The sequence below is a fragment of the Curtobacterium sp. 24E2 genome (assembly GCF_016925595.1).
Lineage (GTDB): Bacteria > Actinomycetota > Actinomycetes > Actinomycetales > Microbacteriaceae > Curtobacterium.
The window spans coordinates 1,384,257-1,397,297 of sequence record NZ_CP068987.1; the positions used below are offsets into that span (position 1 = coordinate 1,384,257).

A 13,041-nucleotide genomic window follows, 5' to 3' on the forward strand; every position below is an offset into this window, starting at 1 on the left:
TCAGCGCGCGCCGAGCAGGTGCTCGATGGCGAGCTGCTGCAGCCGGACGAAGCCGAAGCCCTTGCCGCCGAAGTACGCGTCGGCGTCGAAGTCCTCGTAGGCCGAGCGGTCGGACAGGAAGGCGTCGTAGGACTCGCCGTCGTTCAGGGTCGGCGTGCTGAGCTCCCCGACCTTCGAAGCCTCGAGTGCGGCCTGCACCTCGGGGTCGGCGCGGACGGCCTGCGCACGCTCCTTGAGGAGCAGGTACATGCGCATGTTCGCGGCCGCCGAGTCCCAGACGCCGGTGATGTCCTCGGTGCGGCTCGGCTTGTAGTCGAAGTGGCGCGGGCCGTCGTAGGCCTGGCCGCCCTGCGGCGAACCGTGCTCGAGCAGGTCGACGAGCGAGAACGCGTTCTGCAGGTCGCCGTGGCCGAACACCAGGTCCTGGTCGTACTTGATGCCGCGCTGACCGTTGAGGTCGATGTGGAAGAGCTTGCCCTGGTAGAGCGCCTGGGCGATGCCGGCCGTGAAGTTCAGGCCCGCCATCTGCTCGTGGCCGACCTCGGGGTTGATGCCGAACAGCTCGGGGCGCTCGAGCGTCTCGGTGAAGGCGATCGCGTGGCCGAGGGTCGGCAGGAGGATGTCGCCGCGGGGCTCGTTCGGCTTCGGCTCGATGGCGAAGCGGATGCCGTAGCCCTTGTCGGTGACGTAGTCGGCGAGCAGGTTGACGGCCTCGCGGTAGCGCTCGAGTGCGGCCTGCACGTCCTTCGCGCTGTCGTACTCGGAGCCTTCGCGGCCGCCCCACATCACGAAGGTCGACGCACCGAGCTCGGCGGCGAGGTCGATGTTGCGCAGGACCTTGCGGAGCGCGAAGCGGCGGACCTGCCGGTCGTTGGAGGTGAAGCCGCCGTCCTTGAACACGGGTGCGGAGAACAGGTTCGTCGTCACCATCGGCACGATGAGGCCGGTGGCGTCGAGCGCACCCTTGAGGCGGTCGATCTGCGTCTGCCGTTCGGCGTCGGTCGAGCCGAACGCGAACAGGTCGTCGTCGTGGAAGGTCAGGCCGTAGGCGCCGAGCTCGTCGAGCTTCTCGACCGCCTCGACCACGTCGAGGGCCGGGCGGGTCGGCCCGCCGAAGGGGTCGGAGCCGTTGTAGCCGATGGTCCAGAGACCGAAGGAGAACTTGTCTGCACGGGTGGGCGTCGTTGCCATGGTGGTCACCGTTCGTCGTCGAAACAAAATGTTGCCGCGCCCAACATAAGCGGTAGTGTTGGCTGTGGCAAGGACGTGATCGCAAAGGAGCGAGCGGATGGCACAGGAACGACTGCGGATCGCCATGGTGGGGCACGGCTTCATGGGAGCCGCGCACTCACAGGCATGGCGGACCGCCCCCAGGTTCTTCGACCTCGGGGTCGAACCCGAGATGGCGGTGGTCGTCGGGCGCGACCCGGAACGCACCGAGGCCGCTCGTGTGCAGTACGGCTGGCAGTCGGCGTCGACCGACTGGCGCGCCGTCGTGGCCGACCCGGACATCGACGTCGTCGACATCGTGTCGCCCGGGTCGTCGCACGTCGAGATCGCGATCGCCGCGCTCGAGGCCGGCAAGCACGTCCTGTGCGAGAAGCCGCTCGCCAACACCGTCGAACAGGCCGAGGCGATGACCGCCGCTGCCGCAGCCGCCCGGGCGCACGGGGTCCGCGCCATGGTCGGGTTCAGCTACCGCCGGGTGCCGGCCATCGCCTTCGCCCGACAGCTCGTGCAGGACGGCCGGATCGGCACCGTGCGCCAGGTCCGCGCGCTCTACCTGCAGGACTGGCTCGCCGACGCGGACGGCCCGATGACCTGGCGCCTCGACAAGGAGCTCGCCGGCTCCGGTGCGCTCGGCGACATCGGCGCGCACGCGATCGACCTCGTCGAGCACGTCACCGGCGCCGAGCTCACCCGGGTGTCTGGTCTGCTCGAGACCTTCGTGACCGAGCGCCCCCTGCTCGCCGACGGCGTCGGACTCTCCGGCACGGCGTCGAGCGAGCGCGGGCAGGTCACCGTCGACGACGCCGCGTTCTTCACCGCCCGACTCGGCGGCGGTGCGGCCGACGGTGCGATCGGCACGTTCGAGGCCACGCGCTACGCGACCGGCCGGAAGAACGGCCTGACGCTCGAGATCAGCGGGTCCGAGGGAGCGATCCAGTTCGACCTCGAGTCCATGAACGAACTGCGGCTGTACGAGTCGTCGGCACCCGCGGGGAGCAGGGCTTCCGCCGCATCCTGGTCACCGAACCCGAGCACCCCTACATGGCGGCGTGGTGGCCCACCGGACACCTCATCGGGTACGAGCACACCTTCAGCCACCAGGTGAAGGACTTCGTCGACGCGATCGTGGCCGGCACCGACCCGGCGCCCTCGTTCGAGGACGGCCTGCACGTGCAGCGGGTGCTCGACGCCGTCGAACGCAGCGCTGCCGACGGCAGCAGCTGGACGGCGACCTCGTGACCGCCGCCGACGGCACACGTCAGGCCCTGGTCGTCCGCGGGGGCTGGGACGGCCACCAGCCCGTCGAGACCACCGACCTGTTCGTCCCGTTCCTGCGTGACAACGGGTTCGCCGTCCGGGTGTCGGACTCGACGGCCGTCTACGCCGACGAGTCCGTCATGGCCGAGGTCGACCTGATCGTGCAGGTCGTCACCATGTCGACCATCGCCGACGACGAGTTCGCCGGGCTGCAGCGCGCGGTCCTGGGCGGCGCCGGACTGGCCGGCTGGCACGGCGGGATCGCGGACGCGTTCCGGAACACCGCCGACTACCTGCACATGGTCGGCGGCCAGTTCGCCCACCACGCCGGCAAGCACCCCGACGAGCGCGTCGGGGAGCAGCCCGACAACTACATCCCGTACACGGTGCACCTCACCGACCTCGGACGATCGCACCCGATCACGCAGGGCATCGAGGACTTCGACCTCGTCACCGAGCAGTACTGGGTGCTGTCCGACGAGTACAACGACGTCCTCGCGACCACCACGCAGGAAGCGCGCGACTTCGACGCCTGGAACCGTCCGGTCACCGCACCGGCGATCTGGACACGGCAGTGGGGTGCTGGCCGCGTGTTCGTCTCCGCGCCCGGGCACCGCCTCGAGGTCGTCGAGTCGCAGCCACTCCGCACCATCATCGAGAGGGGCCTCCTGTGGGCAGCACGATGAACGAACCCGTACTCCGCGTCGGGGTGGTGGGCGTCGGCGTGATCAGCCAGCAGTACTTCGAGCACTTCCCGGCCCTGCCCGGCCTGTCGCTCGTCGCGGTCGCCGACCTCGACGTCGACCGGGCGCAGACGGTCGGCGCCGCACAGGGCGTGCGCGGCACGAGCGTCGACGAGCTGCTCGCGGCCGACGACGTCGACGTGGTGCTCAACCTGACGATCCCCGCCGCCCACGCCGACGTGGCGACCCGGGCGCTCGCCGCGGGCAAGCACGTCTACGGCGAGAAGCCCCTGGCGATGTCCACGGCCGAGGCCGAACCGGTGCTCGAGGCCGCCCGGACCGCGGGCCTGCGGGTCGGCAGCGCCCCGGACACCGTGCTCGGCACCGGCATCCAGACCGCTCGGGCCGCCCTCGACGACGGCCTGATCGGCACCCCGGTCGGCGCGGCCGTCGCCTGGAGCGCCCCCGGCCACGAGCTCTGGCACCCGGCACCCGCGTTCTACTACCAGCCCGGTGGCGGCCCGCTGCTCGACATGGGCCCGTACTACCTGACCAGCCTCGTCACCTTCTTCGGACCGGTCGTCCGGGTGAGCGGCAATGCCACCCGCTCCACCCGCGAGCGGACCGTCGCGACCGGACCGAACGCCGGCACGGCGATCCCGGTCGACATCGACACCCACGTGGTCGCGATCCTCGAGCACGAGAACGGCGTCGTCTCGACCGTCACCGTCTCGTTCGAGGTGTGGGCGACCCGCGCACCGCTCTTCGAGGTGTACGGCACCGCCGGCACCCTCGGCGTCCCGGACCCGAACCGGTTCTCGGACCCGGTGTCGATCGCCACCGCGGACGACCGCGAGTGGCGAGGCTGCCGGTCTCCGCCGGGTACGCCGACGCCGGTCGCGGGTACGGGCTCGCCGACCTGGCGCACGCGATCGCCTCGGACCGTCCGCACCGGGCCTCGGGCGATCTCGCGTTCCACGTGCTCGAGATCATGGAGGCCGTCTCGGCCGCGGCCCGCGACCACGCGGTCGTCGACGTGCACTCGCGCGTCGACCGCCCCGCCGCCGTCCCCGCCGGGTCCGCACCCGGGTCGTGGTGACGGACCTCAACCACAGCACGGACCTCGACCGCAGCACCCACCTCGACCACCGCACGGAAGGACGACGACGATGACGACGACGGACGCGAGCGACCCGGCGGAGCCGACCCGGGCCTCCCGGCCGGTCACGCTGTTCACCGGACAGTGGGCTGACCTGCCCTTCGAGGAGGTCGCCCGGCTCGCCGGCGACTGGGGGTACGACGGACTCGAGATCGCCTGCTGGGGCGACCACCTGGACGTCCGGCGCGCCGCGACGGACCCGTCGTACGTCGCCGAGCGCAAGGCGATCCTGGAACGCAACGGACTGCGTGTCTGGACCATCGCGAACCACCTGGTCGGTCAGGCCGTGTGCGACGACCCCATCGACCAGCGGCACGAGGACATCCTGCCGCCGCACGTCTGGGGCGACGGCGAGGCCGAGGGCGTCCGGCAGCGTGCCGCCGAGGAACTCCAGTGGACCGCGCGCGCCGCAGCGGCACTCGGCGCCGACACCGTCACCGGGTTCTCCGGCTCGTCGATCTGGAAGACCGTCGCGGGCTTCCCGCCGGTCCCGCCGAGCATGATCGACGCCGGGTACCAGGACTTCCACGACCGCTGGTCGCCGATCATCGACGTGTTCGAGGAGGTCGGGGTCCGCTTCGCGCTCGAGGTGCACCCGTCCGAGATCGCGTACGACTACTGGACCGCCGAGCGCACCCTCGAGCTCTTCGCGGACCGACCGGCGTTCGGGTTCAACTTCGACCCCTCGCACTTCGTCTGGCAGGACCTCGATCCCGCTGCGTTCCTGCTCGACTTCGCCGACCGGGTGTACCACGTGCACTGCAAGGAGTCGGTGAAGCAGCTCGACGGGCGCAACGGCCGGCTCGGCTCGCACCTGCCGTGGGGCGACCCGCGCCGCGGCTGGGACTTCGTGACCGCCGGACACGGTGACGTGCCGTGGGAGCGCGTGTTCCGCGTGCTGAACCACATCGGGTACACCGGACCGACCAGCGTCGAGTGGGAGGACGCCGGTATGGACCGACTCGTCGGAGGACCCGAGGCGCTGGCGTTCGTGCGGCAGCTCGGCACGATCGCACCGCCGTCGGCCTCGTTCGACGCCGCGTTCTCGCGGTCGCGGGCGTGAGCCGGGGCTGACCGGGGCCGAGACTCGGGCTGAGCGACACTTCGCGGGCCCGCGAGCGCGAGGACTGTCGCTCAGCGCGAGACTCGGGCACCCATCCACCGACGCAACCGACCAATCGACCAACCGACGAGGAGGACCATGGCCCGGCAACCGACCGCGACACCCGGCAATGCCGCGCGCGTCCTCCGCCTGGTGCACGAGGAAGGCCCGGTCACCCGCGCCGAACTCACCCGGCGCACCGGCCTGAACCGTTCGACGGTCCTGGCGCTCGTCGGCGAACTCGTCGAGGCCGGACTCGTGCTCGAGGAGATGCCGTCCGCCGGTGCCCCCGGCGTCGGGGTCGGACGGCCGAGCGGTGTCGTGCGGGCGGCCGGCGACGTGCTCGCCGCCGCCGTCACGGTCGAGATCGACGCGGTCGGGGTGACCCTCGTCGCCCTCGACGGCACCGTGCGCGACCGACTCGTCGAGCCGCAGGCCACCGTACCGACGGCAGAACGGGCGATCGACGCGGTCGAACGGATCTTCGGCGTCCTGAGCACCCGGACCGCCGCGCGGGCGAGGACAGCCCCAGGCGCCCGGATCGTCGGCGTCGGCGTCGCCGTCCCCGGCATCGTGCGCGTCGAGGACGGCACCGTCCGCAACGCCCCGCACCTCGGCTGGCGCGACGAACCGCTCGCGGTGCCGCTCGCTGCACGTCTCGGCCTGCCCGTCCGGGCTGCGAACGACGCCAACCTCGGTGCCTGGGCCGAACGCCTGTACGGCAGCGCCCGCGGAGTCGACGCCCTCGTGTACCTGAACGGCGGCGCGAGCGGAATCGGCGGCGGGATCGTCAGCGCCGGGCGGCCCTTCAGCGGCGCCGACGGGTACGCGGGGGAACTCGGCCACACCTTCGTGGCGGCGAACGGCATCCGGTGCCACTGCGGCGCCGTCGGGTGCCTCGAGACCGAGGCGTCGCGGTCGGCGCTCACCGACGTCACCGGGACACCGCCCGACGACCTCGACGCGCTCGCCGCAGCGCTCGCCGAGCACCGGCCCGAGGTCGAGCGGGTGGTCGACCGTCAGGTGACGGCCCTCGCCACCGCGCTCCGCAACGCGATCCACACCGTCAACCCCGAGGTCGTGGTGCTCGGCGGGTTCCTCAGCACGTTGCTCGGACACGTCGGGGACCGCGTCGAGAACGACGTCCGGGCGCAGACGATGGCCGCGATGACCGACCGGCTGCGCGTCGTGCCGGCAGCCCTCGGGCGGGACGTCCTGCTCCGCGGCGCCGCCGAACTCGGGTTCCGCGACCTGCTGCGCGACCCGACGGCGGCCCGGCTCGTCCCGAGGCCCGCTCCAGCCGACTCCACGACCGGCCACACGTCCGACCGCTCCACCACCCACACGCCCGACCGCTCCACCACCCACACGTCCGACCGCGACGACGCGGCCGAGGAAGCGAGAACCCCATGACCTCCATCCAGCGCCAGCGCACCAGCGTGCTGCTCGGGACCCAGGACCTGACCGTCGAGGACCGCCCGGTCCCGGAGGTCGACCCGGGCGACGTGCTCGTCCGGGTCGCCGCCGTCGGGGTGTGCGGCTCCGACGTGCACTACTACCGGCACGGCCGCATCGGGGACTTCGTCGTCGAGGAGCCCCTCGTCCTCGGTCACGAGCTGTCCGGCACGATCACCGCCGTCGGTGCTGGCGTCGACCCCGCCCGCGTCGGCGAGCGCGTCGCCGTCGAACCGCAGCGCCCGTGCCACCGGTGCGCGCAGTGCCTGGCCGGCCGCTACAACCTCTGCCCGCACATGCGCTTCTACGCGACCCCACCGGTCGACGGTGCCTTCGCCGAGTTCGTCACGATCGAGGCCGAGTTCGCCCACGTCCTGCCCGACTCCGTCTCGTTCGAGGCCGGCGCCCTGCTCGAACCGCTGTCCGTCGGGATCGCCGCGGTCCGCAAGGCCGGCATCGTCCCCGGCTCCTCGGTCCTCATCGCCGGTGCCGGTCCGATCGGGATCATCTGCGCCCAGGCCGCGCGGGCCTTCGGCGCCACCCGGATCGTCATCAGCGACCTGGTCCCCGAGCGCCGGGAGCGCGCGTTGCACTACGGCGCCACCGAGGTCGTCGACCCGACCGTGGTGTCCGTCGCCTCGGACATCGCCCCGGTCGACGCGTTCATCGACGCCAGCGGTGCTCCCCGTGCCGTGTCCGACGGCATCAAGGCCGTCGGACCGGCCGGCGCCGCGGTGCTCGTCGGGCTCGGCAACTCCGAGATGACCCTGCCCGTCGAGCACATCCAGAACCTCGAGGTCACGGTCACCGGCATCTTCCGCTACACCGGCACGTGGCCCGTCGCGATCGGCCTGGTCGCGTCCGGGCAGATCGACCTCGACTCGCTCGTGACGGGTCGGTTCGGCCTCGACGAGGTCCGCGAGGCACTCGAGAGCGACACCGACCCGGAGTCCCTCAAGTCGGTCGTCTACCCCGGCGGCGTGCCCGCCTGAGCCGACGTGCGCGACGCGCGCCGGGTCCTGGACACCGCACAGGGCGGACGGGAGGCCCGTGGCCAGGCCGCCACGGGCCTCCCCACCGGCACGGCCGACCCGCCGCTGGCGCGTCGGTCCGGAACCGGCGGCGTGGGCCCAGTCCGGCACGTGACCCGGAACGGGGCCACCGGTGCGTCACCGGGACGCGCTACGGTTCGCGCATGACCGCTTCACCGGCCGCCGTCGTGCCGCAGCGCACCGACCGGCGCGCGCTCGTGTCCTGGGCGCTGTGGGACTGGGGGTCCGCGGCGTTCAACGCCGTCGTCACCACGTTCGTGTTCAGCACGTACCTGGCCAGCCGGGCGTTCGTCGACCCGGCGAAGGTGTCCGACACCTCCGCCGCGGGCACCGCGTTGGTGGAGCGCGAACTCGCCCACAACGCCGCGGTGGTCTCCACGGCACTGACGATCGCCGGCATCGTCGTCGCGCTCGTGGCACCCGCGATCGGGCGCCTGGCGGACTCGTCCGGGCACCGCCGCCGGTCCGTGCTCATCGCCACGATCGGCATCGTGCTGTCCATCGGCGGCATGGTCTTCGTCGCGCCGAGCCAGCCGTACCTGGTGCTCGGGGCGGCGCTGCTCGGCATCGGGACGGTCGCGTACGAGATCGCGAGCGTGGGCTACAACGCGATGATCGGGCAGGTCGCGTCGGGGAGCGCACCGGACGGGTGTCCGCGATCGGGTGGGCCGCCGGGTACTTCGGCGGGATCGTGCTGCTCGTGCTGCTGCTCGTGCTCTGCATCCAGGACTTCCGCGGCGACGGCGTCGTCGGCGGACTGCTGCAGCTGCCGGCCACCGTCGCGACCGGGCAGTGGGACGTCCGCGTCGCGATCGGCATCGCTGCCGTGTGGCTCGCGGTCAGCTCGATCCCGCTCTTCATCGTCGTGCCCGAGGCCGCGCCCGACCACCGGCACACCGGCGGTGTGTTCGGCGCGTACCGCGACCTGGGTCGGGACATCGCCCGGCTCTGGCGCGAGCGGCGGAACGTGCTCGCGTTCCTGGTCGCCAGCGCGGTGTTCCGCGACGGTGTCGGGGCGGTGTTCACCTTCGGCGGGATCATCGCGGCGCAGGTGTTCGGCTTCACCGCCTCGCAGGTCATCCTGTTCGCCATCGCCGCGAACGTCGTCGCCGGCGTCGCCACCTTCGTGTCCGGACGGCTCGACGACCGCTTCGGCTCGCGCGCGCTCATCATGGTGTCGCTGATCGGACTCGCTGCCTGCGGGCTCGGCGTGCTGGCGGTCGGTACTCGGACGGAGTGGTTCTGGGTGCTCGGGCTGACCCTGGCGCTGTTCGTCGGGCCCGTGCAGTCGTCGTCGCGGGCGTACCTGGCGCGGCTGGCGACCCCCGGCCGCGAGGGCGAGCTCTTCGGCCTCTACGCCACCACCGGCCGGGCGGCGTCGTTCCTGGCCCCGGCGCTGTTCGGTGTCGCGGTGACGGTCGGCGGCTCGACGCGCTTCGGGATCCTCGGGATCGTGGTGGTGCTCGTCGTGGGGCTGGTGCTCATGGCGTTCGTGAAGCCCGAGCCGCGGGCGTTCCGCGCGTAGGTGTGTGGGTGTAGCTGTGTGGGTGTAGCTGGTCGTTTCGGGCGAAGCTGGTCGTTTGTTCCGGCCAGGTATGCCCGATCCCGCTTTCCATCCCGAGGTCGATGGGAAGGAACGTCACCGGTGCGGTTGTGCGCACGGTTCTGCACAGGGCCGCGGTTCCACCGGACTCCGCAGCGCGGGTGCGCCAGGATGGACCCATGACCGACCAGCGCATCGCCGTCGTCGTCCTCGCCGCCGGGCAGGGCACGCGCATGAAGTCGTCCACCCCCAAGGTGCTGCACCGGCTCGCCGGGCTGCCGCTCATCGCGCACGTCCTGCGGACGGCGTCGTCCCTCGGGCCGGAGCACGTCGCCGTGGTCGTGCGGCACGAGCGCGACCTGGTCGCAGCGGAGGTCACCGAGCGTGCGCCCGACGCCATCGTCGTCGACCAGGACGACGTGCCCGGCACCGGCCGCGCGGTCGAGGTCGCGGTCCAGGCGCTCCCCGCCGACTTCGACGGAGCCGTCGTGGTGCTCTCCGGCGACGTCCCGTTGCTCGACGCGGCGTCGCTCCGCCTGCTCGTCGACGCCCACGCCGGCGGGGAAACGGTGCGACCTTCGTCAGTGCGATCGCGCCGGACCCGACCGGCCTCGGACGGATCGTGCGGGATGCTGACGGCGCGTTCGTCGGCGTCGTCGAGCACAAGGACGCGACAGCCGAACAGCTGGCCATCGCCGAGGCGAACGCGGGCATCTACGCGTTCGACGTGGCGCGCCTCCGGGCTGTCCTGCCGTCGCTCACCACGGCGAACGCGCAGGGCGAGAAGTACATCACCGACGCCCCCGCGCTCATCAGTGCGCGAGGCGGGCGCATCGACGTGGTCACCCTGACGGACCCGTGGCTCGTCGCCGGCATCAACGACCGAGCGCAGCTGTCCGACGCCGCCCGCGAGCTCAACGCCCGCATCGTCCGCCGGCACCAGCTCGCCGGTGTCACCGTGCAGGACCCGGCCACCACCTGGATCGACCTCGACGTCTCGATCGAACCGGATGCCGAGGTCCTGCCCGGCACCCAGCTCCTCGGCGCGACCGCCATCGCCGCCGGTGCCGTCGTCGGGCCGGACACCACGCTGCGCGACACCGAGGTCGGTGCCGGCGCGACGGTGAACCGGGTCGACGCCACCCTCGCGGTCATCGGTGACGGCGCGTCGGTGGGACCGTTCGCGTACCTGCGTCCGGGCACGATCCTGGGCGACCAGGGCAAGATCGGCACCTTCGTCGAGACGAAGAACGCGAAGATCGGGCGCGGCAGCAAGGTCCCGCACCTGTCGTACATCGGCGACGCCGAGGTGGGCGAGGACTCGAACATCGGTGCGAACACGATCACCGCGAACTACGACGGCGTGCACAAGCACCGCACCGAGGTCGGCTCGCACGTTCGTACAGGCTCGCACAACGTGTTCGTCGCCCCGGTTAGGATTGGTGACGGTGCGTACACGGGTGCCGGAACGACGGTCCGCAAGGACGTCCCGGCCGGATCGCTCGCGATCAGCTACGCCCCACAGCGCACCACCGACGGATGGGTCGAGGAACACCGACCCGGCACACCGGCGGCCGAGGCTGCTCGGCACGCGAACGGCGAATAGATCCTGGCGACCACCGGTCGTCGACATCGACCCCACACGGGTCAGGGAGTGAGCACCGCACTTGTCCGGAATCAAGACAACCGGCCAGAAACGACTCGTCCTCGTCTCGGGGCGAGCACACCCGGCGCTCTCCGCCGAGATCGCAGAGGAACTCGGCGTCGACCTGGTCCCGACCGATGCCCGGACCTTCGCGAACGGTGAGCTGTACGTCCGGTTCGACGAGTCGGTCCGCGGGTGCGACGCGTTCGTCATCCAGTCGCACACGGCGCCGATCAACGAGTGGCTCATGGAGCAGCTCATCATCGTCGACGCGCTGAAGCGGGCCTCGGCCAAGCGCATCACCGTCGTCGCGCCGTTCTACCCGTACGCCCGTCAGGACAAGAAGGGCCGCGGCCGCGAGCCGATCTCGGCCCGCCTGGTCGCCGACCTGTTCAAGGCCGCGGGCGCGCACCGCATCATGAGCGTCGACCTGCACGCCGCCCAGATCCAGGGCTTCTTCGACGGCCCGGTGGACCACCTCTTCGCCATGCCGGTGCTGCTCGAGCACTTCCGCGAGATCCTCGACCCGTCGATGCTGACGGTCGTGTCGCCCGACATGGGCCGCGTCCGCGTCGCCGACATCTGGTCCGAGAAGCTCGGCGCGCCCCTCGCCATCATCCACAAGCGTCGCGACCCGCTGGTCCCGAACCAGGTCACGGTCCACGAGATCGTCGGCGACGTCTCGGGCCGCTGGTGCCTGCTCGTCGACGACCTGATCGACACCGGGCGCACGATCGCCAAGGCAGCCGAGGCGCTGAAGGAGGCCGGCGCGATCGGTGTCGTCGTCGCCGCGACCCACGCCGTGTTCTCCGACCCGGCCACCGAGCTGCTGCAGAGCGAGTTCATCGACCGTGTCGTGGTCACCGACACCCTGCCGGTGCCCGTCGAGAAGCGCTGGGACCGTCTCGAGATCCTGCCGATCGCCCCGCTCCTGGCCCGCGCCATCCACGAGGTCTTCGACGACGGCTCCGTCACGTCGATGTTCGACGGCGCAGCGTAGCGGAGCCGTCGAACCATGGGCACAGCCGACGGCGCCTCACCGTCTCGTCGACGTGACGTGTCTGCGGAACGTTGGTGACCCATCCCGCGCGTGACGCCCTCGCGGCCCGGCTCCGGGCAGCGGGGAGCGTCTTCGCCGAGGACGAAGCCGACCTGCTGCTCGAAGCAGGCGCCGGTGACCCCGTCCGGCTGCGTTCCCTGCTCCAGCGTCGCCTCGGCGGGGAGCCGCTCGAGTACGTCCTCGGCTGGGCCGCCTTCGACGGACACCGCATCCGGGTGACCCCCGGGGTGTTCGTGCCGCGTGCCCGGACCGCTGTCGTCGTCGAGCAGGCTGCCCGTCGGTTGCAGCGCTACGACCGCGTGGTCGACCTGTGCTGCGGTGCCGGAGCGATCTCGGTGGCGTTGTTCGGCCGGGTCGGCGCACTCGACCTCGTGGCAACGGACATCGACCCGGACGCCGTCGACGTCGCGGCTGAGAACATCGGCGACCGCGGGATCGTCGTCGCCGGTGACCTGTTCGCGCCGCTGCCGGACCGGTTCCGCGGCGCCGTCGACGTCATCGCGGTGAACGCCCCCTACGTCCCGACGGCGTCGATCGCGCTCATGCCGGTCGAAGCGCGGGAGCACGAGCACCGCGTCGCCCTCGACGGTGGGGCGGACGGCCTCGACCTGCACCGGCGGATCGCCGCGGGAGCGGGGAGTGGCTGCGCCCCGGTGGTTCGGTCGTGATCGAGGTGTCATTGGCGCAGGCGGACGTCTCGGTCGCGGCGTTCCTGGCCGCCGGGTTCACTGCTGTCGTCGAGCAGGACGACGAGGTCGACGGCACCTGCGTCGTCGCGACGCTCCCCGCCTGACCCGCACGAGTACGGCCGGCGTCTGGTTCGCCGACCGGTCGCGACATGCCGCTCACTTCCGC

Annotated in this window: 8 protein-coding genes and 4 pseudogenes; 11 read left to right on the forward strand and 1 reads right to left on the reverse strand. The window is 71.9% G+C overall.

What is annotated here, in order from left to right; genetic code table 11:
• Positions 1 to 1,191, reverse strand: coding sequence for a xylose isomerase (gene xylA / locus JN350_RS06975; protein WP_205464045.1), 1,191 nt, complete (start codon positions 1,189 to 1,191; stop codon positions 1 to 3).
• A 124-nt stretch (positions 1,192 to 1,315) separates the two neighbouring features.
• Between xylA and JN350_RS06980 the strand changes: the two are divergent.
• The 11 genes and pseudogenes from JN350_RS06980 to JN350_RS20095 all read left to right on the forward strand — a co-directional run bounded on the left by JN350_RS06980 (position 1,316) and on the right by JN350_RS20095 (position 12,979).
• Positions 1,316 to 2,469, forward strand: a pseudogene (locus tag JN350_RS06980) (Gfo/Idh/MocA family protein).
• Positions 2,466 to 3,173: a ThuA domain-containing protein gene (locus JN350_RS06985; RefSeq protein ID WP_205464046.1), complete on the forward strand. Its 708-nt coding sequence runs from the start codon at positions 2,466 to 2,468 to the stop codon at positions 3,171 to 3,173. Before JN350_RS06980 ends, JN350_RS06985 begins: the two are co-directional and overlap by 4 nt.
• Positions 3,170 to 4,269 (forward strand): annotated as a pseudogene (locus tag JN350_RS06990) (Gfo/Idh/MocA family protein). The gene JN350_RS06985 and the pseudogene JN350_RS06990 overlap by 4 nt, the downstream one beginning before the upstream one ends.
• Positions 4,270 to 4,339: 70 nt before the next feature.
• Positions 4,340 to 5,392 carry a sugar phosphate isomerase/epimerase family protein gene (locus JN350_RS06995; protein ID WP_205464047.1) on the forward strand — a complete coding sequence of 351 codons (1,053 nt, stop codon included), beginning with the start codon at positions 4,340 to 4,342 and terminating at the stop codon, positions 5,390 to 5,392.
• 138 nt (positions 5,393 to 5,530) lie between these two features.
• On the forward strand, positions 5,531 to 6,844 hold the full coding sequence (locus JN350_RS07000; RefSeq protein WP_205464048.1) for an ROK family transcriptional regulator: 1,314 nt from the start codon (positions 5,531 to 5,533) through the stop codon (positions 6,842 to 6,844).
• Positions 6,841 to 7,878, forward strand: a complete 1,038-nt coding sequence (locus JN350_RS07005; RefSeq protein ID WP_205464049.1) for an NAD(P)-dependent alcohol dehydrogenase — start codon at positions 6,841 to 6,843, stop codon at positions 7,876 to 7,878. The genes JN350_RS07000 and JN350_RS07005 overlap by 4 nt, the downstream gene beginning before the upstream one ends.
• A gap of 203 nt (positions 7,879 to 8,081) precedes the next feature.
• A pseudogene (locus tag JN350_RS07010) lies at positions 8,082 to 9,463 on the forward strand (MFS transporter).
• A gap of 197 nt (positions 9,464 to 9,660) precedes the next feature.
• Positions 9,661 to 11,087 (forward strand): annotated as a pseudogene (glmU, locus tag JN350_RS07015) (bifunctional UDP-N-acetylglucosamine diphosphorylase/glucosamine-1-phosphate N-acetyltransferase GlmU).
• A 61-nt stretch (positions 11,088 to 11,148) separates the two neighbouring features.
• Positions 11,149 to 12,126 (forward strand): ribose-phosphate diphosphokinase, encoded by a 978-nt coding sequence (locus tag JN350_RS07020; protein ID WP_111084848.1) that lies wholly within the window; start codon positions 11,149 to 11,151, stop codon positions 12,124 to 12,126.
• A gap of 74 nt (positions 12,127 to 12,200) precedes the next feature.
• On the forward strand, positions 12,201 to 12,854 hold the full coding sequence (locus JN350_RS07025) for a putative protein N(5)-glutamine methyltransferase (RefSeq protein ID WP_240347601.1): 654 nt from the start codon (positions 12,201 to 12,203) through the stop codon (positions 12,852 to 12,854).
• On the forward strand, positions 12,851 to 12,979 hold the full coding sequence (locus tag JN350_RS20095) for a hypothetical protein (RefSeq protein ID WP_275898019.1): 129 nt from the start codon (positions 12,851 to 12,853) through the stop codon (positions 12,977 to 12,979). The genes JN350_RS07025 and JN350_RS20095 overlap by 4 nt, the downstream gene beginning before the upstream one ends.
• Positions 12,980 to 13,041: the final 62 nt, after the last annotated feature.